Source organism: Bradyrhizobium sp. (genome assembly GCF_030646015.1).
Classification (GTDB): domain Bacteria; phylum Pseudomonadota; class Alphaproteobacteria; order Rhizobiales; family Xanthobacteraceae; genus Bradyrhizobium.
Genome location: NZ_JAUSLT010000132.1, coordinates 40,105 through 61,768, shown reverse-complemented (window position 1 = coordinate 61,768; position 21,664 = coordinate 40,105). Strand labels below are relative to the sequence as shown.

28 protein-coding genes are annotated in these 21,664 nt (G+C 63.6%); 11 read left to right on the top strand and 17 right to left on the bottom strand.

Features of this window, described 5'->3' with window-relative positions; genetic code table 11:
* Positions 1-13 precede the first annotated feature (13 nt).
* Positions 14-364: a carboxymuconolactone decarboxylase family protein gene (locus Q7T45_RS20395; RefSeq protein WP_304873056.1), complete on the bottom strand. Its 351-nt coding sequence runs from the start codon at positions 362-364 to the stop codon at positions 14-16.
* 304 nt (positions 365-668) lie between these two features.
* Here Q7T45_RS20395 and Q7T45_RS20390 point away from each other — a divergent pair, with 304 nt between their 5' ends.
* The 3 genes from Q7T45_RS20390 (at position 669) to Q7T45_RS20380 (ending at position 3,309) form a co-directional block, all read left to right on the top strand.
* Positions 669-1,655 (top strand): Tim44-like domain-containing protein, encoded by a 987-nt coding sequence (locus Q7T45_RS20390; protein WP_304873054.1) that lies wholly within the window; start codon positions 669-671, stop codon positions 1,653-1,655.
* A 181-nt stretch (positions 1,656-1,836) separates the two neighbouring features.
* The gene (locus Q7T45_RS20385) at positions 1,837-2,526 is read left to right on the top strand and encodes a lectin (protein ID WP_304873053.1); all 690 of its coding nucleotides are present in this window, start codon (positions 1,837-1,839) and stop codon (positions 2,524-2,526) included.
* A gap of 81 nt (positions 2,527-2,607) precedes the next feature.
* Positions 2,608-3,309 carry a glutathione S-transferase gene (locus tag Q7T45_RS20380; protein WP_304873051.1) on the top strand — a complete coding sequence of 234 codons (702 nt, stop codon included), beginning with the start codon at positions 2,608-2,610 and terminating at the stop codon, positions 3,307-3,309.
* Between the two features lie 180 nt (positions 3,310-3,489).
* Here Q7T45_RS20380 and Q7T45_RS20375 read toward each other — a convergent pair whose 3' ends face one another.
* The 4 genes from Q7T45_RS20375 to Q7T45_RS20360 form a co-directional block, all read right to left on the bottom strand.
* Positions 3,490-3,849 (bottom strand): GFA family protein, encoded by a 360-nt coding sequence (locus tag Q7T45_RS20375; RefSeq protein ID WP_304873049.1) that lies wholly within the window; start codon positions 3,847-3,849, stop codon positions 3,490-3,492.
* A 164-nt stretch (positions 3,850-4,013) separates the two neighbouring features.
* Positions 4,014-4,178, bottom strand: a complete 165-nt coding sequence (locus Q7T45_RS20370) for a hypothetical protein (protein WP_304873047.1) — start codon at positions 4,176-4,178, stop codon at positions 4,014-4,016.
* Positions 4,179-4,368: 190 nt separating this feature from the next.
* Positions 4,369-4,845, bottom strand: coding sequence for a hypothetical protein (locus Q7T45_RS20365; protein ID WP_304873070.1), 477 nt, complete (start codon positions 4,843-4,845; stop codon positions 4,369-4,371).
* Positions 4,846-4,934: 89 nt separating this feature from the next.
* Positions 4,935-5,465: a hypothetical protein gene (locus Q7T45_RS20360; protein ID WP_304873045.1), complete on the bottom strand. Its 531-nt coding sequence runs from the start codon at positions 5,463-5,465 to the stop codon at positions 4,935-4,937.
* A 126-nt stretch (positions 5,466-5,591) separates the two neighbouring features.
* Between Q7T45_RS20360 and Q7T45_RS20355 the strand changes: the two genes are divergently transcribed.
* Positions 5,592-7,247: a fumarate hydratase gene (locus Q7T45_RS20355; protein ID WP_304873043.1), complete on the top strand. Its 1,656-nt coding sequence runs from the start codon at positions 5,592-5,594 to the stop codon at positions 7,245-7,247.
* A 295-nt stretch (positions 7,248-7,542) separates the two neighbouring features.
* Here Q7T45_RS20355 and Q7T45_RS20350 read toward each other — a convergent pair whose 3' ends face one another.
* The 7 genes from Q7T45_RS20350 to Q7T45_RS20320 all read right to left on the bottom strand — a co-directional run bounded on the left by Q7T45_RS20350 (position 7,543) and on the right by Q7T45_RS20320 (position 13,518).
* Positions 7,543-8,451, bottom strand: coding sequence for a hypothetical protein (locus Q7T45_RS20350; RefSeq protein ID WP_304873042.1), 909 nt, complete (start codon positions 8,449-8,451; stop codon positions 7,543-7,545).
* A gap of 208 nt (positions 8,452-8,659) precedes the next feature.
* Positions 8,660-9,625 carry an SH3 domain-containing protein gene (locus tag Q7T45_RS20345; RefSeq protein ID WP_304873040.1) on the bottom strand — a complete coding sequence of 322 codons (966 nt, stop codon included), beginning with the start codon at positions 9,623-9,625 and terminating at the stop codon, positions 8,660-8,662.
* A 162-nt stretch (positions 9,626-9,787) separates the two neighbouring features.
* Positions 9,788-10,084, bottom strand: coding sequence for a hypothetical protein (locus tag Q7T45_RS20340; RefSeq protein ID WP_304873038.1), 297 nt, complete (start codon positions 10,082-10,084; stop codon positions 9,788-9,790).
* A gap of 115 nt (positions 10,085-10,199) precedes the next feature.
* On the bottom strand, positions 10,200-10,754 hold the full coding sequence (locus Q7T45_RS20335; protein WP_304873036.1) for an inner membrane-spanning protein YciB: 555 nt from the start codon (positions 10,752-10,754) through the stop codon (positions 10,200-10,202).
* A 42-nt stretch (positions 10,755-10,796) separates the two neighbouring features.
* A complete protein-coding gene (locus tag Q7T45_RS20330; protein WP_304873034.1) occupies positions 10,797-11,378 on the bottom strand; it encodes a hypothetical protein in 582 nt (193 codons plus the stop codon).
* A 132-nt stretch (positions 11,379-11,510) separates the two neighbouring features.
* Positions 11,511-11,936 carry an MAPEG family protein gene (locus Q7T45_RS20325; protein WP_304873032.1) on the bottom strand — a complete coding sequence of 142 codons (426 nt, stop codon included), beginning with the start codon at positions 11,934-11,936 and terminating at the stop codon, positions 11,511-11,513.
* A gap of 175 nt (positions 11,937-12,111) precedes the next feature.
* The gene (locus tag Q7T45_RS20320) at positions 12,112-13,518 is read right to left on the bottom strand and encodes a carotenoid oxygenase family protein (protein WP_304873031.1); all 1,407 of its coding nucleotides are present in this window, start codon (positions 13,516-13,518) and stop codon (positions 12,112-12,114) included.
* A gap of 110 nt (positions 13,519-13,628) precedes the next feature.
* On the opposite strand from Q7T45_RS20320, the gene Q7T45_RS20315 reads away from it, so the two are divergent.
* On the top strand, positions 13,629-14,360 hold the full coding sequence (locus Q7T45_RS20315; protein WP_304873030.1) for a TetR/AcrR family transcriptional regulator: 732 nt from the start codon (positions 13,629-13,631) through the stop codon (positions 14,358-14,360).
* Here Q7T45_RS20315 and Q7T45_RS20310 read toward each other — a convergent pair whose 3' ends face one another.
* Positions 14,361-14,963 carry a hypothetical protein gene (locus Q7T45_RS20310; protein ID WP_304873028.1) on the bottom strand — a complete coding sequence of 201 codons (603 nt, stop codon included), beginning with the start codon at positions 14,961-14,963 and terminating at the stop codon, positions 14,361-14,363. It abuts the gene before it with no gap.
* Positions 14,964-15,165: 202 nt separating this feature from the next.
* Between Q7T45_RS20310 and Q7T45_RS20305 the strand changes: the two genes are divergently transcribed.
* A complete protein-coding gene (locus Q7T45_RS20305; RefSeq protein ID WP_304873026.1) occupies positions 15,166-15,828 on the top strand; it encodes an SET domain-containing protein in 663 nt (220 codons plus the stop codon).
* A gap of 30 nt (positions 15,829-15,858) precedes the next feature.
* On the opposite strand, the gene Q7T45_RS20300 is transcribed toward Q7T45_RS20305, so the two are convergent.
* A complete protein-coding gene (locus Q7T45_RS20300) occupies positions 15,859-16,149 on the bottom strand; it encodes a DUF6522 family protein (protein WP_304873024.1) in 291 nt (96 codons plus the stop codon).
* A 7-nt stretch (positions 16,150-16,156) separates the two neighbouring features.
* Complete coding sequence (locus Q7T45_RS20295; protein WP_304873022.1) at positions 16,157-16,594, bottom strand: Rrf2 family transcriptional regulator; 438 nt, start codon at positions 16,592-16,594, stop codon at positions 16,157-16,159.
* An 83-nt stretch (positions 16,595-16,677) separates the two neighbouring features.
* Between Q7T45_RS20295 and Q7T45_RS20290 the strand changes: the two genes are divergently transcribed.
* Positions 16,678-17,148 (top strand): group III truncated hemoglobin, encoded by a 471-nt coding sequence (locus tag Q7T45_RS20290; RefSeq protein ID WP_304873021.1) that lies wholly within the window; start codon positions 16,678-16,680, stop codon positions 17,146-17,148.
* Complete coding sequence (locus Q7T45_RS20285; protein ID WP_304873019.1) at positions 17,145-17,300, top strand: hypothetical protein; 156 nt, start codon at positions 17,145-17,147, stop codon at positions 17,298-17,300. The genes Q7T45_RS20290 and Q7T45_RS20285 overlap by 4 nt, the downstream gene beginning before the upstream one ends.
* 70 nt (positions 17,301-17,370) lie before the next feature.
* On the opposite strand, the gene Q7T45_RS20280 is transcribed toward Q7T45_RS20285, so the two are convergent.
* The gene (locus Q7T45_RS20280) at positions 17,371-17,769 is read right to left on the bottom strand and encodes a hypothetical protein (RefSeq protein ID WP_304873018.1); all 399 of its coding nucleotides are present in this window, start codon (positions 17,767-17,769) and stop codon (positions 17,371-17,373) included.
* Between the two features lie 170 nt (positions 17,770-17,939).
* On the opposite strand from Q7T45_RS20280, the gene Q7T45_RS20275 reads away from it, so the two are divergent.
* From Q7T45_RS20275 to Q7T45_RS20265, 3 genes are all read left to right on the top strand, one after another.
* A complete protein-coding gene (locus tag Q7T45_RS20275; RefSeq protein WP_304873017.1) occupies positions 17,940-18,761 on the top strand; it encodes a helix-turn-helix domain-containing protein in 822 nt (273 codons plus the stop codon).
* 91 nt (positions 18,762-18,852) lie between these two features.
* Complete coding sequence (locus tag Q7T45_RS20270; RefSeq protein WP_304873016.1) at positions 18,853-19,956, top strand: hypothetical protein; 1,104 nt, start codon at positions 18,853-18,855, stop codon at positions 19,954-19,956.
* A gap of 81 nt (positions 19,957-20,037) precedes the next feature.
* Positions 20,038-20,865 carry a helix-turn-helix domain-containing protein gene (locus tag Q7T45_RS20265; protein ID WP_304873015.1) on the top strand — a complete coding sequence of 276 codons (828 nt, stop codon included), beginning with the start codon at positions 20,038-20,040 and terminating at the stop codon, positions 20,863-20,865.
* Here the strand turns inward: Q7T45_RS20265 and Q7T45_RS20260 are convergent.
* On the bottom strand, positions 20,853-21,653 hold the full coding sequence (locus tag Q7T45_RS20260) for a thioesterase family protein (protein ID WP_304873014.1): 801 nt from the start codon (positions 21,651-21,653) through the stop codon (positions 20,853-20,855). The genes Q7T45_RS20265 and Q7T45_RS20260 overlap by 13 nt on opposite strands.
* Positions 21,654-21,664 lie beyond the last annotated feature (11 nt).

The following is a 21,664-nucleotide window of genomic DNA, read 5'->3' as shown; positions in this document are numbered from 1 at the left end:
CGATTATTTGCGGCTACGGCTTTGGGCCGGCAAATTGATCGTAGGCGCGTAGCGCATCGGCTCCGTACACGGCCGCCGGCCCGCCTCCCATATAGACGGCGAGAGCTGCCGTCTCGGCGACCTCCTCCCGGCTCGCTCCGTGCTGATGAGCCATCTTCGTGTGGTAGGCGACGCAACCGTCGCAGTGGACGGCGATGCCGATCGCGAGCGCCATCAGTTCTTTCGTCTTCGTGTCGATCACTTTTGAGGCGGTCGCCGCGGTCGAAAGAGCCCCAAAGGCTTTCATCGTTTCGGGCGCACCTTTTTGCAACAGTCCTACGCCGGCGATCACATCATGGGCGATTTTGGCAAAGTCCGTGGTCATATCCAGTTCCTCACTGCCTTCACAAAGACCAAGTTGCGGCTTCGGAGATGCCCCCTCGAAAGAGCGGAACTAATTTGTAGCGAACCGCCTGGAATTACCGGTTGCGATGGATCAAGCCGAGGAGGCGACACTCGGCGCTCCGTAATCCGCCAACCTGCCGATAAATCGAGGCCAAACCTGCCTAATTGACGCATCCCCGCGACCGAGGGCCGCAGCCATGCGTCCCTATGGCGGCTTCACTTTTGGGCAGCGCTGCCCATCTTAGTGGCTGCTTCCCCCTGCTGGGGATTTTGAGGAAAAAGACATGAAATTCACGCAGCGTACGCGCGGCATCGTCCAGGCCATTGCCGTCGTCCTATCGTTGGCCGTTCCGGTGATGTTCGCGATCTCCGCGGCCGACGCCAGGCCGGGCGGTGGCGGCAGCTCGGGTTCCCGAGGTTCGAGAACCTTTTCCGCACCGCCGCCCACCGCTACCGCGCCGAATGCGGCGCAACCCATGAACCGCACCATGACCCAGCCGGGCAGCCCCGGAATGGCCGGTCCCGCGGCCGCCGGTGCGGCCGCCAAGGGCGGCTTCTTCAACAAGCCCGGCATGGGCATGCTCGGCGGCCTCGCCGCGGGCTTCCTCGGCGCCGGCCTGCTCGGCATGCTGTTCGGCGGCGGGATGTTCTCCGGCCTCGGCGGCTTGTCGTCGATCATCGGCCTCGTCCTGCAGATCGGCCTGATCCTGATCGTGGTCAAGCTGGCGATGTCGTGGTGGCAGCGCCGCCATTCCCCCGCTACCGCCTCGGCCTATGCCGGCCCGGCACCCGGAGCCGCAGTCGGCCCCGGCGGACCGCTGAACTCTCTGCGGACCGGAACCGGCTTCGGCTTGGGATCGGGCAGCGCACCGCTTGAGATCCAGCCGGCCGACTATGAGGCGTTCGAGCGGTTGCTCGGCGATGTTATGACCGCGTGGTCGAATGAGGACGTTGCCAAGCTGCACACGCTGGCGACCCCCGAAATGGTGATGTACTTCACCAAGGACCTCGAGGAGAACAAGGCCAAGAACGACATCAACAAGGTGTCCGACGTCAAGCTGCTGCAGGGCGACCTCGCGGAAGCCTGGCGCGAGGGCGAAACCGACTACGCCAGCGTGGCGATGCGGTTCTCGCTCATCGACAAGACGCTGGAGCGCGGCACCAATCGTCTGGTCGCGGGCAGCGAGCAGCCGACCGAGGCGACCGAGGTTTGGACCTTCGTGCGACCGCGCGGCAGCGACTGGGAGCTCTCGGCGATCCAGCAGACCTGATCGTCTGCCAACGGCTGATATCAAGGGCGCCGCGGTTGATTCCGCGGCGCCTTTTCTTTTGCGCTGTCGTCGGCTCTTTTCAGGCTCGCGGAACCGGAATAACCATGGCCGCGTCGTGTTGATGTCAGACCAAGCCGGCGCTCAACCAGCCGGCGGATCAGAAAACCCATCGGAGGATCCCATGCCCGCTCTCGCCCAGATGATCTCGCGGCTGTGTTTCGGCCTTGCTGCCGCGTCGTTCGCCACGCTGGCGGCGCAACCCGCTTTGGCGCAGGCGGCCGCCACCAGTTTCTTCGTCACCTCAGTGGGTATCGGCAATGGCGGCAACCTCGGCGGCCTCGCTGGCGCCGACAACTATTGCCAGCAGCTGGCACAGGCGGCGGGCGCCGGCGCCAAGACCTGGCGCGCCTACCTTTCCACCCAGCCGGCCGACGGCGCGCCCGCGGTCAATGCCCGCGACCGCATTGGCAAGGGTCCCTGGCAGAATTCCAAGGGCGTCGTGATCGCCAAGGATGTCGCCGACCTGCACAGCGCCGCCAATAATCTCACCAAGGCGACCGCGCTGAGCGAGAAGGGCGAGGTCATCAACGGCCGCGGCGACACGCCGAACCGCCACGACGTGTTGACGGGATCACAGGCCGACGGCACTGCCTTCGCCGCGGGCGACGACCGCACCTGCAAGAACTGGACGAGCAGCACGCAGGGCGCTGCGATGGTGGGACATGCGGACCGCATCGGCCTGCGCGACGATGACGCGTCGAAATCCTGGAACACCTCGCATCCCTCGCGCGGGCCGGATGGCGGCTGCTCGCAGAATGACCTGAAGAGCACCGGCGGCGACGGGCTGTTTTATTGCTTCGCGGCGAATTGAGGTTGCGCTGGGGCGCATCGACACCGGAATATAGCTTGGCACCGTGGCAGCCAGGCTCACGTCCGATGGAAGGAATCGCCGATGCGTTATGAGCTTTATTACTGGCCGCAGATCCAGGGGCGCGGCGAATATGTCCGCCTTGCGCTGGAGGAGGCCGGCGCCGAATACGCCGACGTCGCGCGCCAGCGCGGCATGGGCGCGATGACGAGGATGATGGAGGCGCGCGGCACGCCGCCGTTCGCCCCGCCGTTTCTCAAAGCGGGAAAACTCGTGATCGGGCAGACCGCCAACATCCTGCTCTATCTCGGGCCGCGCCATGGTCTCGCGCCGAAAGCGGAACCGGGAAGACTGTGGCTGCACCAGCTGCAGCTGACGATCACGGATCTTGTCCTCGAAATCCATGACACCCATCATCCGCTCGGGCCTTCGCTGTATTATGAGGACCAGCGTGGGCCGGCGAAAAAACGTACCGCGGAATTCTGGAAGGAGCGGGTGTCGAAATATCTCGGATATTTCGAGCGGATTCTGGAGAGCAGCAGCGGCTCATGGATCGCCGGCCGCCGCGTCAGCTATGTTGATCTGTCGCTGTTCCAGATCGTGGCGGGGCTGCGCTACGCCTTTCCAAAGCGCATGGAGGCGTTCGAGCGCGGGATACCCGGCCTGGTCGATCTGCATGACCGCGTCGCCGCCAGACCGAACATCAAGGCCTATCTGGAAAGCGACCGCCGCATTCCCTTCAACGAGGAGGGGATTTTCCGGCGTTACAGGGAGCTGGATGTTTGAGCAGAACGACGTCTTGTAGTCTTGTAGCCCGGATGGAGCCAGTGGTTCGGCGCGTTAGCGCCGAGCCGATGGCGCAATCCGGGGCAACGCTGGCGATGAAGAGGGCCCCGGATTACGCCACCGGGCGCGCATGCGCGCGACCCGCTGGCTACATCCGGGCTACGATCTTTCCGAAGCGCACTACCTGTTTCGTCCGTCGATCGGCGTCATCGTCAGTTTTGCAAGCTCGATCCCGTCGATGCAGCTGACGTTGAGCGCCACCACCTCGGTGCCGTCAGGCTTGCTGCCGCGCGCAAATACCTCGACGCCGCAGTCGATGCAGGACTGGTGCTTGATCGCGTGCTTGTTGAAGAGGTATTCGCGCAGATTGTCCTCGCCGGCGCGAAGCACAAAACTCGTCGGCGCCAGGAATGCGAAATGCAGGCCCTTCTTGGTGCAGATCGAGCAATTGCAGGCGGTGACCATGGCAAGGTCGGTGGTGCATTCGAAACGCACCATGCCGCAATGGCAGCCGCCGGTGTAGATCTTGGAATTGGGCATCGGTCCGCATCCGCTCCGTGAGTGGTGTGGCCGGCAGTATAGACGATTTTGCTCCCACCGGAACGCGTAACGGCGCGCCATGGGGTCACCATGATGCGCCGTTTTCGGAGAACGCGCGGTACTTCGCTCTCATCACCCTCCAGGGGAGGGTGGAGAGCGTAGCCTCACGCGAGTTGGTCGATCCGCGTTCCCTGGCCTGGGGGCAGGGCGGCCCGCACGGGCGGCGGCAGCGTGCGATCGTCGCGGTCGACCCTGACCTCCGGCGGTTTGAGCACGCTGGCCTCGGGCGGCTTTATCGGCATGGAAGAGCTGACTGCAGAAACACTCATCGGACAGTATCCTTAGGCTTGGTTGCTGCCGACTGTGACGAGCTGGAGGCGAAGGCTTTATGAATCCGCAGCCGAAATTGCGAGGCATCGCGGCGCTTCCCGCCGAGTGGTGAACAGCGGGCTCGAATATCCCTAAGATGCGATCGATCTTGGTGACGAATCGTTGGCGATGCCGCTCGCGGCAGCCCGCCTACTCGTCCTTGCCCCGCGTGATCGCGATCGCCGCTTCATTCTTGGTGCGCGTGCATTCCATGTTGAGCCGGCGGAAGCGCATCTTGACGCTGTCGCCGCGCAGTAGCCCCATCCGGTTGATGCAGCGGGTGGAACCGGTCAGCACATCGGGCTTCGGGATGGTGAACACGATGGCGCCGGCGCTGGCGACCAGCTGGAAAAACTCCGGCTTCGGCTTGCGGCGGTCCGCCTTGAGGTAAAGTTCGTTGGAGAAGTTGGCGCCGCGGCAGCCCAGCGAAAACTCCCTGGCCTGCGGGTGGGACAAATAGATGGTCTTGCCGGTCGTGATGCCGATCTTGACGCCGTCGACCTGGGCCTTGAGCTCCTTGGCGATATCCTCGCAGCGGTCGGCGCGCGCCGGTGAAGTGCCCGACACCGTGAGCGCCGAGGCCGCCAGCAACAGTGCGGCCAGCGTGGTCGATCTGCGGAAGTCCATTCTCATGCAATATGCCCCTTTACGCCTATTGAAGCGCGCACGTCGATTTCCTGCAAGGCCGGGGAGCGGATGTCAATCGGAACGGTCGATCAGAACCCGTAGATGCTGATGCCGATCGCGAAGATGATGACCCCGAGCAGACTGTAGAAGGTAGGGATGCTGGCAAGCGCGGTCGCGATCCGAAGCCGCTGGTTGCGCGCGGCCAGCGCGATGGCGCAGGCCGCCATCAACGGAAAGGCGATCATCCGTACCGGCGTCTCGAACGCGCCGGTGCCCCGGAATTCGAGCCCGTGCCGTACCACCGACGGCATGTAGTTCAGCCAGGTCATGAAGGCGATCGCGGCCAGTGCGATGATGGCATATCGCACCCGCCCGATGGCGGCGAACACCAGCACCGCCAGCGCCAGCGGTGCATGGCTGGCGATATGCGCCTTGATCAGGAAACCACCAAAGCCGGTACCGGGAATTTCCGACATGTCGCCGAACAGGGTGGGCAGGCTGGAGAGCGCGTCGAAGCCCTCGAGCAGGGCGGCGACGACGAGAACCGTACGCAGGCCGAGATGGAGTGGGGCGGCTGAAACAGGGGAGCCGGCAGCCGCGAGAATGGGGGCAGTAGTCATGCTCTATTTCGATTGCTGGGGGACATTCGGGAACCTTCCCTTTGTGTCAAAAGTGCTTAGAACGGTTCAATCGCCGGCGCGGCGTCTCGCTGTAAGCGCCTCCGGCTCCAAACCTTGTGAGCCCCCATGAACGCCCCCACGCCCGTCCCGTCCGCCGCCACCCCCGTTCCCCCCTACAAGCACACCCCGCTGTTTCCGCTCGGCGCCGATACCACGCCCTACCGGAAGATCACGTCCGAGGGCGTGCGGGTCGAGAAGGTGCTGGGCAAGGACATGCTGGTGGTGACACGGGAGGCGCTGCGGGCGCTCAGCGAGGCCGCGTTCGGCGACATCAATCATTATCTGCGGCCCGGGCATCTGCAGCAGCTGCGCAACATCCTAGACGACGGCGAAGCCAGCCCCAACGACAAGTTCGTAGCACTGGATTTTCTGAAGAACGCCAATATCGCGGCCGGCGGGGTGCTGCCGATGTGCCAGGACACCGGCACCGCGATCATCATGGGCAAGAAGGGTTTTCGCGTCATCACCGACGGTGACGACGAGGCGGCGCTGTCGGAGGGCGCGCGTGACGCCTATCTGCGCCGCAATCTGCGCTATTCGCAGGTGGCGCCGCTGTCGATGTATGAGGAAAAAAACACCGCCAACAACATGCCGGCGCAATGCGAGATCTATGCCGAGGGCGATGACGCCTACAAGTTCATGTTCATGGCCAAGGGCGGCGGCTCCGCCAACAAGAGCTTTCTGTTCCAGGCAACGCCATCGGTTCTGACAAAAGACCGCATGCTGGCGTTTCTGAAGGAGAAGGTGCTGACGCTCGGCACCGCGGCGTGCCCGCCCTATCACCTCGCCATCGTGATCGGCGGCACCTCGGCCGAACTCTGCATGAAGACCGTCAAACTGGCGTCGGCTAGGTATCTCGACGCGCTGCCCACGCATGGATCGGCGGACGGCAACGCGTTCCGCGATCTGGAGATGGAGCAGGAGATCCTGAAGATGACGCAGTCACTCGGCGTCGGCGCGCAGTTCGGCGGCAAGTATTTCTGCCACGACGTGCGCGTGATCCGGCTGCCGCGCCACGGCGCGTCGCTGCCGATCGGGCTCGGCGTGTCCTGCTCGGCGGACCGCCAGGTGCTCGGCAAGATTACAAAAGACGGCGTCTATCTCGAGGAACTCGAACACAATCCCGCGCAGTATCTCCCGGCGGTGGAGCAGGCGCTCGGCGGCGAAGTGGTCAAGATCGACCTCAACCAGCCGATGCAGGATATTCTGGCGACGCTTTCGAAACATCCGATCAAGACCCGGCTGTCGCTGTCGGGCACCATGGTGGTGGCGCGCGATTCCGCCCACGCCAAATTGCGCGAACGGCTGGAGAAGGGTGAGCCGCTGCCGGATTATTTCAAAAATCATCCGGTCTATTACGCGGGTCCCGCCAAGACGCCCGATGGTTATGCTTCCGGCGCGTTCGGGCCGACCACGGCAGGACGGATGGATTCCTTCGTCGACCAGTTCCAGGCGGCGGGCGGATCGATGGTGATGCTGGCAAAAGGCAACCGCGCGGTCGCGGTGCGCGAGGCCTGCAAGAAGTATGGCGGGTTTTACCTGGGCTCGGTCGGCGGCTCGGCCGCGAATCTCGCCGAGCACTGCATCAAGAAGGTTGAGGTGCTTGAATATCCCGAACTCGGCATGGAAGCGATCTGGCGTATCGAGGTCGAGGATTTTCCGGCCTTCATCATCATCGACGACAAGGGCAATGACTTCTTCAAGGAATTGAATCTGGGATGAGGGGAGCGTCGCTCGCGTCGTTTACTTCTTCTTGTCGAGTTCGCGCATCTTCCGATCGATAAATTCGCGCGGAGACATTGGCCGCTTCTCCTCGGGAGCCTGTGGCTGATCCGAAGGCGACGCCTCGGGATGAGTGAGCTTGTCGATTTGCTCCCGAAGCCGCGCCGCCCGCGCAATGCTTTCCGGAGATGGTTCGTTCGGCATGGTTCCAACCCTCGTGTTCGATTGCCAGCCATAACTTAATGCGCTTTGCAGCGGATTAAAGATAGCCGGCAGCCGTTTCGAGGCTGGAACCCTAGTCACCGCTCACGCGGCGAGCCCGGCGTATTGGCGTGTTCGGCGCGGTCGGCGGTGGGGGCTGGCCGACAAGATTGTCTATTTGCGTCCGCCACATGGCCGCTTTCGACGTCGTTGACCGCTTCGTCACAGCGCTGGTCAGTCCGGCGGCGCTGGCCATGGCACGGCCGGGCGACAGGGCCTTGGCTGTCTCGGCCGAGGTGATGCGGTCGATCTGTGATCGCAGGCTGCCTGCTGTGGCATCGATGGGGCCGATGTCGCGGAACGTCGGCGCGGCTCCGCCGAACCAGGTTTCCTGCCACCAATGGCCGGTTGTCGAATCCACCCAGGACAAATATCCGTCCCGGAGTACCTGCCGGGGCTCGGAGATTGCTCCGGTGAACGAGTAACGCACCCCGGGCGACGCCAGCGGATCAAAGTAGCGCGGAGTATAGAAATCCGAAACCAGAATGCCATTGGCGGTGTAGGCAAACTCCGCAGCTTCCGAAGGATCGCTCACCTCGACGAGGAAACTGACACGACCTTGGCCCTCCTTCGGCGAGTCCCCGGCGATCAGTCGATCCCCGTACGGATCGACCAGCATTTCGAGGCTTTCGTGTGAAGCCGTGAGGGACCAAACGTCCAGATCGGTTGACGAACTGATCAAGGCAAACGGCTGGCGATCCTTGTCCAGATGAATGCCGGCGGCGCCCGAAAATCCGATATCGTCCTTGATGATCATCGGCCAGTAGCCGAGCGGAACATCTTCCAGCTTTTCGAATGCATCGACGGTGGCTGAAATATTCCATATCGGCGCAAGATCGCGGCTGGCCTGCTTTTGCAGGGCGGCGGCAACCCGCATCAGATCGCCGATTCCCGCGAGCTTGGATTCCGATACCAGCGCCAACTGCTGAATAATTGCGTCCATCTTGAGCCTCCACAATACACCGGGGCCTGAGGTAGTATTCGATGACTATATATGATGCGAGTATGCATCGTAAAGTTGAAATATCCGCCGGCCGGCCGGTCGGGTCGACGACACGGCAGACCTCAAGGAATGGATCCAGGGCGAGGCCCGGACAATGACCGCGACGTTCCCGGCGAACGCCAGCGTCAGGGCGCCGCGCCGCAAACCCTCAACTGCAATTCGTCACCTGGTTGGAGCAAAGGCTGCGCCACCAGCCACGCACGCCGTCATGGCTTTCCACCAGTCCCCAGCGTCCGCTGCAGGCGAAAATGCGTTTCGGTCCGCCGTCGGTGTCGAGCGCGCCGCCGAGCTGGCGCTGCGCCGGAGTCCATTTGGCATCGGCATGCGGCGCCTGAAACAGTCCGCCCATGCGCGTGGCGCCGTTGGCGTAGTTGGCGCCGACCTTGCTGGCTGCGACCCAGCCGCGTCCGGCGTAAGGTTTCGGCGCATGTTGCGGATATTTCCTCTCGTCTTCATTTTCCTTGCCGGGCGGCGTCGCGCCCTCGATCAGGAACCAGCCATCCTTGAAGCCGATGATGCGGAATTCGGTCAGCCAGCCGCCGTCGGGGACGTTTTCACTGCCGCCGGTCTTGAGACGGTAGGGTGGCGGAAGCGTGCCGAGCACGCGTGCCTGCGCCGAGGCTTCGGCGCGCACGTTGAGTCCTTTGGGATCCTTGTCCGCCGACCAGGCGCCGAGATCGCAGGGCTCGGTGCCCACCGGAAGCGTCGCGTGCTGGGCGGCAAGCCCCGCGTGTTGCCCGGCGAAATCGGCCTCGTCGGCGTCGGGATCGGTCATCGTGGTGCCGCGATTGCCGCGTGTCGGCTCGTCGCGCGGCTTGATCTCGGCCGACGTCGCTTGCATTGCGCCATCCTTGCGCGCCAGCTTGACGACGAGCACCTGCCGCGGTGCGAACACGCTGCCGGGTGATTTGGGATCGTCGGCCTGCGCCGGATAGATCGCGAGCAGGCCGGTCATGGCGGTCTCATCGGTGCGCCAGGCTTCGCCGGCGACATATCCCGCCGGCACCAAGCTGAGCGCGCTCGGCCGCCATGCCGGCTCGGGTTCGGCAGCATGCTGGGCTGATGCGGCTGTCGTGAGCGAGATCAGGATTGCGATCGAAAGCAACGCGTGCATGTGATGCCTTCATCATGATCCGGACGCGGTGGCGTGCCCCGGACGCTGCGCAGCGCGAAGCGGTGCGCTGCTGATCCGGGGTCCATGGTCACTTTGGGTCCCGGCTCTGCGGAGCGGCGCAAGGGGCGCTGCACCGCGTCCGGGACACGGAGAAAAGTGCCGTTACGCCCGCGTTCCCGTGAACGGGAAGCTGCCCATCGGGCCGATGCCCATTTCGCCGGACATGCTGTCGCCGGCAACCTTGCCGGAGAAGGCCAGCGTCAGCGGCATCGGGTTGGTGATCGAGATCTTCCAGGCGACGTCATCGCCCGAGACGGTGCCGTCGAAGATCTCGCCGGAATTGCCGTCGGCGCCCTGCGTGCCCGTCAGCGTGCCGCCGGCGGCCTTCAGGGTCAGCGTCGCCTTGCGCTCGCCCATCGGGGTAGTCATCACGATATTCCAGTTTCCGTCGACGGCCATCTTGAGCTCTCCTCACGCGTTGCTTCGCAAAACCGGAATGGTTCTGGGACAGGGCAGGCACGGGCGGCGGTATAGCGCATCTTGCGGCCCGTGCCCAATCGTCAAAATGCGGCGATCAGGCGCGGGCGGCAGCGCGGATCCGCTGGGTCACGAGGACGCGGAACGCGACATACTGCACGGCGAAAGCGATCAGCTTTGCGCCGATCAGGACCACCGATATATAGAACGCCCACAGTTTGATGTTGCCGGTGGCGGCGACCGCGATGGTGCCGGCGCCGAGCACGAACATCAGCGCCGCCCAGGCGTAGCCGGCGACCGTGACATATTCCGGGACCGTTTCGGTCACGATGGACGGCATGTAGCGCAGCATCCAGCCGCGCTTCAGCATGATTGCGCCGATCGCGAAATGCCCGATCGCGGGTTTTGCCAATACGAAGCGCGGATCGTGCGTGAGCAGGGTGGCGCCGCCGAGCACGATCACGAGGCCGAGGCTCGCCCAGGTCATGTAGCCGAGCGTCTGTCCCTTGTAGCGGGCGTAGATCACCTGGCCGACCGCACCCGCGATCGCCACCGCCGTCGCCAGAATGACGTCGCCGGTCATGAGGTACAGCACAAGGAACACGATGGTGGAGAGGAAGTCGGAGCCTAGTCTGGCGAAAATGTCTTTCATCGTCGTTGCTCTCCCTGGATCAGCTCGCTTCTTGCACAAGTCTCAGGAACTGGATAGCGCGTTGGCAGAGGCCGGCGGCGTCATGAACTTTGCCTTGTGGTAGTCCGGATACCATTTGGTGAAATAGACCGCGGTGGTGCGGGCGGCAAAGGCGATCGCAATCCCCGCCCACAGCGGCAGGCTGGGCAGGTAGATCATCAGGATGTTGCCGGTCATCATCAGCAGCATGCAGGCGCTCCAGGCCCAGGTGATGATATAATTCGCCTTGATGAAACCGGGCAGCACGGCGGTCTCGGAGTCGACCACCTCGCGGGCATATTGCAGCGTGAAGGGGGAGCGGACCGCCAGCGAAGCCAGCGCGATTGCGAGCACGCCGGCGTCGACCGTCAGCTTGATCGCCGAAGCGCTCAGGCCGGCGTCGATCAAGCTCAGGTAGGCGCCCAGTCCGAGAAACAGCACCACGGAGCCCGCCCCGAGCATCTTGAGCTGACGGCCGCGGAATTGGTCCCAGGCGATGACGGCGAGGCCGGTCGCTGCGGCCGCGAACAGCGCCATGTCGGCCGAGGTCAGCAGCATCAGAGCCGAGAAGACACCGAAGGGGAGCAGGATCAGGAAGATCATCATGGCGGGTCTCCTCGGGCCTTTATCTTTACACTGGAAAGATAGATACGGGGAGAAGACGGCAGCGTCAAGCGAAATCTTTACAGTGTCAAAATAATGTGAGGGTGGCGATGATAATGATTGTTTTGCAAGTACTTAGAGTGCGTGGAGCTGGAAGGCGCCGGGCAGAAACCGCCATAGCAGCAGTACCGCGGCGCAAAGCAGGACCAGCAAGGTGAGCAAGATGCCGCCGACCCGGCAGATTTGAAACTGCAGGGTTCGCGGCCCCACATACATGCCGAGCGGATGCAGCAGCCGCGCCACCAGCAGCGCGCCCATCAGCAGGTGCACCCGCATCGCCGGCATGCCGGACATCTCCAGCATGGCGACCATCAGGACGATGATGGGGACATATTCGACAAAGTTGCCATGCGCGCGGATCGCACTGCGCAGCTTGATGTTGCCGCCATCGCCGAACAGCACCTTGTTGCCCCGGCGCAGGCGCGAGTCCTGCAGGCCGAGCACGAGGTAGAGCAAAGCGAGGATGCCGCTATAGGCCGATGTGATGGATGGCTGTTGCATGGTGCGTGCCCCCGCAAAGTCTCCATAGGTCATTCAGGGGCGCGAGCAAAGCTAGCGAGCCCTGAATCCATAACCACGATAATGAGTATGGATTCCGGGTTCGATGTGGAGCCTGTCATCGGGCCGGCCGGAGGCCGGACCCGTTGGCATCGCCCCGGAATGACGGGAGTGAATTCTAAGCTGCCCCCACCCAATTGCCATGAAATCCGTCGGGGACGCGATGGCCGAGCTGCACCAGTGCGACCGGGCCGGAATCGACATCGGTGGCGTTGAAAACAGCGAGATCGCTGCGGTTCTCGCGGGCGCGCCACACCGCGGCAAGCAGCCAGCCGTCGCCTTCCGCGGCGTCCTTGGCCCGTTCGACGAACACCGGTTCGGAAATGGTGTCGCCGGCCGGCAGCAGATAGTTGCCGAGCCGCGATCCCTTGCCGTCGACATGGACGATGCCGGAGAGCGCTCCGATGAACGGCAAATCGTGGTTGGCGCAGGCGTACCAGCCATGGGCGCTCTTCAGTCCGGCGCGGCGATCGTCGATGCGCGGGAATTCGCCGGTGACGTCGTCCAGATAGGTTTGGGTGAAGCGGTCGGTATTCCCGCTGAGGTCGAAGGTCCAGCGGCACAGCCGCGCGCGGGACTTGGCGGGGTCGGTCGGCGAGCCGTCCGGATGAGTGAACAGCGGCGCTTCCTCGAACTGCATGACGTCGGCGATGATCTTGTCGCCTTCCTCCCAGGCGTTCATGACGTGGAACACGTAGCAGCTCTCGGCGCGGAACCAGACGAGGTCCTTGGCCGAACCGTTGCGTTTCATGACGCCGACATAGGCGCCCTTTTCCGGCTCCCAGGCGTAAGCCGGCTTGCCGCGCATCGCACGCTCCATGCTGCCGGTAATGGGCAGGATCGGAAACAGCAGGTGATTATCGGTGACGATAAAATCGTGCACCATGCTGGCATAGGGCGCCTCGAAGCGATCGAAGCGGGTCACCACGCCCGCGGCATTGACCGATCCAAAGGACAGGGCAGGGGTCAGCGGTCCCGCGGCGTTGTAGCCGAAGAACACCATCTCGCCGGTGACGGGATCGATCTTGGGATGGGCGGTGAAGGGACCGGCGATGCCCTTGCCATAGTCGCAGTAGCCAAGGCGATTGAGCGTGCCGGGCTCGATCTCGGTCGGCAGATGGCCTTCCTCCAGCGCCAGCAGCCGTCCGCCATGAAAGATGATGTTGGTGTTGGCGACGCCAGAGTCGGTGCACGAGGTGGCCGGGGCGTCGGGCAGCTTGCGGCCGCCGAAGCCGCCGAACAGCGCGCGGCCGGCGTCGTGCTCGGCCTGCCATTTCGGGGTGCGGACCCAGCGGTTGCGGTAGCTGGCGCGGCCGTTCTCGAGATGGAAGGCGTGCAGCATGCCGTCGCCGAGGAACCAGTGCGCGCCGGGCGCTTCGAACTGCGGATTGGGGCCGTTGCGATAGAGCGTGCCGTTGAGCTCGCGCGGCAGTTCGCCCACGATTTTCAGATGCGGCGCGTCGCATTCCATCGGTATCGGCGCCAGATTGGTCCTGTGAGCCCTGGTCTCCACCTGGTCAAGCATCGGTCGCTCCCTGATTTTATCTTTACATCGTAAAGATATGGATAAAGCGGAGTTCCGCGTCAGTCAAGCAAAATCTTTACAGTGTCAATATCGGGGCCTATATAACACCGATGGCAAGAACACCCAATATCCGGCGGACCCTTATCCGGACCGGTAAAAAAGCCGCGGCGCCGGCGCGGGCCGGCCGCAAACCGGGCGCGCCCCGTAACGCCAAGGCCAGCGAAGCTTCACCGTATCATCACGGCGACCTGCACGACGCCTTGCTCAGGGCCGCCGAGAGGGTGCTGGAGCGGGACGGCCTTGGCGGCTTGACGCTGCGCGCGGTGGCGCGCGAGGCCGGCGTATCGCATGCCGCGCCCACCCATCATTTCGGCGACCTCACCGGCCTCGTCAGCGAACTCGCGGCGATCGGCTTCCGGCAATTCAACGTTGCGATGGCGGCGGCCGGCGCCATCGATGCGCCGCCGCTGATGAGGGCGCTGGCGCGGGCCAAGGCCTATGTCGCCTATGCGCAGGCGCATCCCGGCATGTACGGGCTGATGTTCCGCACCGAGCGGCTCGACATGACGCGGCCGTCGCTGCATGAGGCCGCCACCGCCTCGTTCAATGGATTGGCCGGCGCGGTCGGCGTCAGCCTTCAGCAGCAGGCGTCCGACGAGGCGCTGTCGCTGGAACATGCGGCTGCCATCGCCCGCGCTTGGTCACTGGTCCACGGCTTCACCACGCTGCTGCTCGACGGCCGGCTCAACGACATCCTGAAGCGACTGCCCAAGGGCAACACTGTCGAGACCCTGCTGGATGCCATGCTGCGCTCCACCGTCACCCGGCCACCGGGACCGTGATCAGGGTTTTTTCGCCAGCTCGACCGCGCGGCCGCTTTCACCGATCACCTTCACTTCGTCCTTGCCACATCTGAAGCTTCGCGCCGACTCGTCGGCGGCCTTGCGGGCGAGCTCATTGGCATTGGGATTGGCCTTCACGTCGACATAGGCGACATGGCAGACCGCGCCGGGCGGCAGCCTAGTCACTGCCAGCAGCGGTTTTGCGATGGGACGGCCGTTCTTGTCCTCGTCGGCATTGTCGGAAATGTGCCAACGCTGGATGATCGCGAACGGTTTGCCGTCCAGCGCCCGCCATTCCACGGTGTGGGTGGTCGAGTTGAACGGCCCAAAGGGAGTCTCCGCCGCCGGCTCCTTGTCTGCCGCGGCGCGGTTGCGGCCGACCGAGGCCGCTTCGCGCAGATCGTCCTCGCTGATGACCACCACGAGCCCGGCCTTGCCCGGGCAAACCCGGATCGTGGAATCGTCGACGCCGTTGCCGGCGCTGGTGACGCGGCAATCCCTTGGGGCGGTCGAGGTATAGCTACTGCTGAATGTTTGGGCGTTGGCCGGTGAAATCAGCCCGAAGCAGGCGCTGAGCAGCGCCGCCAGCACTATTGCTCGCATGATGTTCGCGCGGGAGGTCCGGCGCAGGTCGAGCGTACGCATCATCCTGCCCGCTATGTCAGGGGAACCGGTCATACCGGTTCGACGTGCGCAATCTGGGGAAGGTTCACGCAAAATGCGCGAAAGGCCTGACATTGGCCCGGAATCGCTCTAGAACAGCGGCTTCGCAATCCCCTTCATAGCGTGTCAGTTCAAACCCATCATGCCTGCCATTCCGTCGAACAAACCCTACCGCGTCGGCCGCTCCCGCACCGGGCTTGGCCTCTTCGCCACCAAGCCGATCAAGAAGGGCGCCAAGATCGTCCGTTACTTTGGTCCGCTGCTGGATTCCAGGAAGGAGAAGGACGACGCGATCGAGAACAAGTATTTGTTCGAGCTCAACAACCGCTGGACCATCGACGGTTCGGTGCGCAAGAACATCGCGCGTTACATCAACCACGCCTGCAGGCCGAATGCGGAATCCGACGTCAAACCGCGCAAGCGCAAGGTGGTGATCCGCGCCATCAAGAACATCGAGCCCGGCGACGAGATCAATTACGATTACGGCACCGACTATTTCAAGGCGTACATCAAGCCGATCGGCTGCAAATGCGTCGCCTGCGAAAAGAAGCGCAAGAAGCAGCGCGCCGAGGCGAGGGCCGAAAAGGCGCGCCTCAAGGCGAAGGCAGAACGAAAGGCCTTGGAGCAGGCCGAGAAGCAGGCGGCGAAGGCTGGCAGCAAGAAACTGAGCGGCAAACCGGCGCATGCCAATGGCAAGCTCCTGAACGGCCACGGCGCAAAATCCGCGGCGGGCCGCACGGCGAAATCCGGAATTTCCGTGAAAGCCCGCGGCAAGCCACGCGGAGAAAGCCGCGCGTCGGCTTAAGCAAGCATCGTCGCCAGAAAACCTCCGGATCTACCCGCCGGGCTTTCGAAGCGATTTCGGCAGCGGTGAATCGCCGAAATTGAGCGTCGAGCGTTGCAGGATCGCGCCGCCTTCATCGACCACCACGCGAAATCGCCGGTTTTCTGAGAAGAAGGTCAGGCGATAGCGGCCGCTGTCGGCGTCGGTCCCGCGCTCGGACTGGCTGGTGATCTGGCCCGCGCGCATCTGCTGCCGCAGCAGCGGCAGCGCAAGGCCCAGTCCCTCGGCAATGACCGATGCGTCGATCTCGACGGCGCCGTTTTCGAATTCCACCGGTTTCATCGGACGCTCATGCGGCACTTGCCGCTGTGTTGTGCTTTGCCCGGGCGGGGTAGGCGCATTCCGCCAGCGTGGTGGTGTCGAGTTCGCGCATGAAGGCTTCGCGCGCGGCGGCAAGGCGGGCCTTCAGGCGGCAGCGCGGCAGCAGCACGCAATTGCCGCCGTCGCCGCGGAAGCACTCGACCAGCGCGTGGCGCTCTTCCAGCGCCCGCACCACTTCGCCGAGCGTGATCGCCTGCGGCGGCCGCGCCAGCCTGAAGCCGCCGCCGGCGCCGCGCTGGGTATTGATGAATCCGCCTTCGGCGAGGTCGCGCACCACCTTGGCCAGATGATTGCGCGAAATCCCGAACTCGGCGGCGATTTCGTTGGTCGCGAATGACCGCGTCGGCTCGCCGGCCAGCCGCATCAGCGCGCGCAACGCAAAATCCGTAAACAACGTCAGGTTCATGGCATCCCCGGAGAAATAGGCCTTGCAAACCGATCCTACAGGGTTAAATAGGTATTTGAAATACCTATTTAAGGAGAGCCGCTGTGACAGCAGCTGAAAGGCGCGAAAAGATCACGGCCGAGATCGTCGCCAGGACCGGCATCACGGAGCCCCTGATCGAACGCCTGGTTCGCGCGTTCTATGCAAAGATCCGCACCGATGCGGTGCTGGCGCCGATCTTCGAGGCCCGAATCCAGGATTGGGAGCCGCATCTGGCGCGGATGTGCGCGTTCTGGTCGTCGGTCGCGCTGATGTCGGGCCGCTATCACGGCACGCCAATGGCCAAGCACATGCCGCTGCCGGTCGATGCCGATCATTTCGACCGCTGGCTCAAGCTGTTCGAGGAGACCGCGCTCGAGGTCTGTCCCCCCGCTGCCGCAGCACATTTCGTCGAACTGGCGCGGCGGATCGCCGCCAGCCTCGAACTCGGCATCGCCGGCGCGCAGGGCGTCATGCTCGGCAACGGCGAACGGTTCAGGCGCCGGGAAAGTCAAACCGCAGGAGATATCAGATGAAACGTCACGCACCGGTCGCAACAATTATCAACGATACCAGGCTGGCGCAGGAGCCGGCTAACCCGTTCTCGGGCAGCAGTCTGCTGCCGATGCTGGTCATTGGTATTGTTCTGGTCCTGATGGGAATGATTGCGGCTGTCATGGTGAGCTGACGGAAACAGACCGGCCGCCGCCAGGCTTTCAGGCCGATGCGGCGACCGTTTTCCGTTGTCAAATCGTAGCTCAGGCCGTCATCGCGCTGCTGCTCTTGCGCAAGCCGATATACTGCAGCTCCGCAAACATGCCGGTGCTGATCGCGTGGACGGCGATGAAGGCGTAGCCAAGCAAACTGGGCGTGACTGCGCCGCTGAACATCAGCGCGATGCTGCCAAGGGCCCAGGCCGCGTTGCCGGCGATCACGATGGCCACCAACACCCCGGGCATCGATGGCCTTGTGCCGAGCCAGCCGACCAGCGCGGTGTAGGCGATCAGAAACAGGCCGGTTTCGAGCAGCAGCGTCTGGGGAAGGTTGAGCAGCGGCGCCAGCATGCCGGCGCCGAATGTCTGCAGCAAAGCCACTGCGCCGGTGACGATGGCGTCGGCCTGGATGGCGCGGCGAAGAAACAGGGACGGCTGGATCATGGTAGTTCTCCTTTGCGAGACAGGTGGTTTCGGGAGATAGCGCGCCGTGCGGCACCAGTTCTGCAGCACGGCTCATCTCCTGTGCTGGCTAAGATGACCCGGCCGGCGAGGCAATTCGATTACGTCAGAGGTAATGGAATGCAGAAAATTCGCATGGTAGGTTTTCCACCATGAATGCACACACCGCCACGGCACGAACGGAACGAACCCAGCCCGCCCATGTCGGCGATCACCTGCGCGAATGGCGGCAGCGCCGTCATCTCAGCCAGTTGGATCTCGCCGGTGACGCCGAGATTTCCGCGCGCCATTTGAGCTTCGTGGAAACCGGCCGCGCGGCGCCGTCGCGCGAAATGGTGCTGAAGCTCGCCGAACGGCTGGAGGTTCCCTTGCGCGAACGCAACGTGTTGCTGGTGGCGGCGGGATACGCGCCGGCATTTCCGCAGCGGTCGCTCGACGATCCCGCGCTGAAATCGGCGCGGGCGGCGATCGATCTGGTGCTGAGGGCGCATGAGCCCAATCCGGCGCTGGCGATCGACCGGCACTGGAATCTGGTCTCGGCCAACCGCATGGTGGCGCCGCTGCTGCAAGGCATTGCACCGCATCTGCTCGGCCAACCTGTCAATGTGCTGCGTCTTGCCTTTCATCCCGAGGCGCTGGCGGCGCGCACCGTCAATCTCGCCGAATGGTGCGGCCATCTGCTGGAGCGGCTGCACCGCCAGTGCGAGGCGACCGCTGATCCCGAACTGCTCAAACTCTATTACGAGCTGAAGGCCTATCCGATCCCGGCGCGCTCGGCGCCGCTGTCGTCGGACAATGTCGCGATCCCCTTCAAGCTGCGGCTGAACGGCGAGGTGCTGAGCTTCATTTCCACCACCATGATCTTCGGCACCCCGGTGGACATCACGCTGTCGGAACTGGCGCTGGAGACGTTTTTTCCCGCCGATGAACTGACCGCCGAGCGGATGCGCGGCATGGCGGCAAACCTCGGATAATTGACTGCGAGGCTGAAAATCGAAGAATTTTATATGATTTGCGCTGCAATCTGCGGTAGAGTCGGTTATTGCTTAGCCGACGTGCCTTTGAATGAAGCTGCTTTCAGCATTTGTTTTAGCGCTGATCGCCTGGCCGGCAGCGGCCATAGCGGACGATGTTCGTCGCTTCGTCGATATCCCGTACGCATGCGGACGAGATCAGATGGGACGAGTCCTGCTTTCCAGGACCAACAACACGTCCAGCTATGAGATCACTGCGTGGGCAGATCCGATCACGCAAACTTTTTGCCACTATCGAAGCGGCCCAAACCAGACATGCGCGCCTGCCGAACTCTACAATTTTTCGTTTCGCTGCGGATCGGCAGGCAATGTTCACAACAGTGACCTATATCTGGTTTCGTCCAAGGCAAGAGAGTGGGGCGCCTACAGGGCCGGCGATCACATCGTACTTAACGCTGGTCAAACCCGCGTTCGGACATCACATGCCTATGGCGACTGTTTTGGGAGGGGGTTGTCTCTCACGCAAACAAGCCGGTGTATCGAGACATCGGACAAATATCGAACCAATCAGATATTGATACATTTTCCGCCGAACAGAGCGCCGCTGGCGGCGGATGCCCGGCTAAACAACAGAGCGATCGGCGACGACTGCGGTAATGGTCGCTTCTGCGAGATTGGTAGTAAATGCTCGGCCGGTAGCGGTTTTGTACCAGCAAATTCCGTTGATTGCGGTAACGGCCGTTCCTGCACGGCCGGAAGCAAGTGCTCGCTTGGCGGTGGTTGCGTACCGGCGAACGCGGTTGATTGCGGTGGTGGAAAATCGTGCCCGACAGGAAATTCGTGCGGAGTGAATGGTGTTTGTATCAAGCCGGTGCCTCGGATTGCGGAGGTTGGTAACCCGACCCCATCCGGCGGTTCGTGGTCACCTTCCGAAGTGTTCGACACCAAGATCGAGATGGATGCGAAGACCAAGGCTCTTCTGTTCGTCGTGTTCGTACTGTTTTCCTATATCAAGTATCGATCGGGCTCATTGAGTCCGCGCATCAAGTTCGCGTTCGGCGTTGTCGAGGCCGCCGTCTCGATCTACTTTGGTAAGGGAGACAGCGTCACAATTGCAGAGGGACTTATCGTCGCTCTCCCTTTCGGAATCGACATAGTTGCGCAACTCGTTGCAAAGCCGCACTCGGGAAGCTGACGCTAGTGTTTGAGATGACCGTCTGTGGGAACGAGGTGCTGCCCGGTTTACAGCCAGCTGCGCCGTCCACATAATCCCACGATGGATTCACGTTCCGCTCAATTAGCCGGGCTGCGGCCACATCCCGTCGGCGATCTCCTGCGCGATTGGCGCCATCGTCGCGCCATGAGCCAAGCCGATCTCGCCTTCGAGGCCGGCATCTCGATCAAGCATCTGAGCCATGTCGAGACCGGCAAGGCCGCCGGCAGCCGCGACATCCTGCTGCAGCTCGCCGGAGCGCTCGGCCTGTCGCTGCGCGACCGCAATGCGCTGCTGGAGGCCGGCGGTTTCGCCCGGCAATATCGCGAGCGCGACCTGTCGGCGCCCGAAGTCGCCGACGCCAGGCGCGCCATCGACCTGTTGCTGCGGCGGCACGAGCCGTTCCCGGCCATCGTTACCGACCGGCAGTGGAATGTGCTGCAGGCCAATCGTGCGGCGACGGGGCTGATGACCCTGCTGCTCGGGCCGGAGCGCATGAGCCGGCCGCTCAATCACATGCGGATGTTTCTGAGCTCCGACGAACTTCGCCCGTTCGTGGAGAACTGGCCGGATGTCGCCAACGCCCTGATGGTCCGCGCGCGCCACGAGGCGATGGCCGCGCCGCTCGATCTGGCGCTGCAATCGACCTGGCGCGAACTGACAAAACTGCCCGATGTCGCAACACCCATGCTCAACGAGAACGAGGCGCCGGGCCCGTTGTGCGAGGTGCGCTTGCGCAAGGGTGAGCTGCGCATCGGCCTGATCGGCGCGGTGCTGACGCTGGGCACGCCGCAGGATGTGACGCTGCAGGAATTGCGGGTGGAGATGTTCATGCCGGCGGATGCTGTATCCGAAGCCGCGCTGACGGCGTTCGTGGCTCAGGACGCCTGAGCTGTTGCCGCGGTTCGCCGCTCGAACGTCATCGCCTGCATCACTTCGGCGAACGGGCCCTGCCGGTCGCTCAAGCTTGCCATCGTCAGCCCGGCGCCATTGGCGCCGGCGCGGGTGCGCGAGCGGATCAGGATCCAGTCGCCTTCGGGCGGGCGGAAGAAATACAGGCTGATCTCGGGATTGATGAAGGTCCATTCCCGCATGTCGACGATCTGGCCGACGCCGCTGGAGAAATCCGCCGCCTGCACCGCCTGCAGCAGCGGCGTGTTGGCTTCGCCCTCCACCATGGGAACGTCGAGCCGCATCCAGGCCGCCGCCGGTCCCGGCTTTTCCAGCGCGCCCTCGATCAGCCGCACCGACACGTTTTGAAAGTAACGGCTCCACTTCTGGGCGAAGGCCGGCGGCGGCGTGCCGGTTTCGGGCGGAGCGTCCGCACTTGCCGCCAGCGAGAACGGATCGGCGGGAGATTCGCTGCCCTGCGCCGTCAGCAGGGCGGTGCAGCGGCCGATCTCGGTCTCGCCGTCCAGCAAGCGCACTTGAAGCGTCTTGGCCTTGCGGCCGTCGCGCAGCATTTCGGTTTCGACGCGGTAGGCGCGCAATCCGGCGGGCCGCCACAGGTCGAAAGTGAGGCGGCGCACCGCAAAACCGGATTGTTGCGCCAGCCGCTCGACCTCGCGCACCATCAGCCCTGACGTGGCGCTGCCCTGCAGCATGTCCGGCGACCACGGCCCGCCGGCCTGTTCGGTGGCGCGAAACAGAGGGCCTTCCCTGGTGAAGATGGCAGTCATGGCTGGGCTCC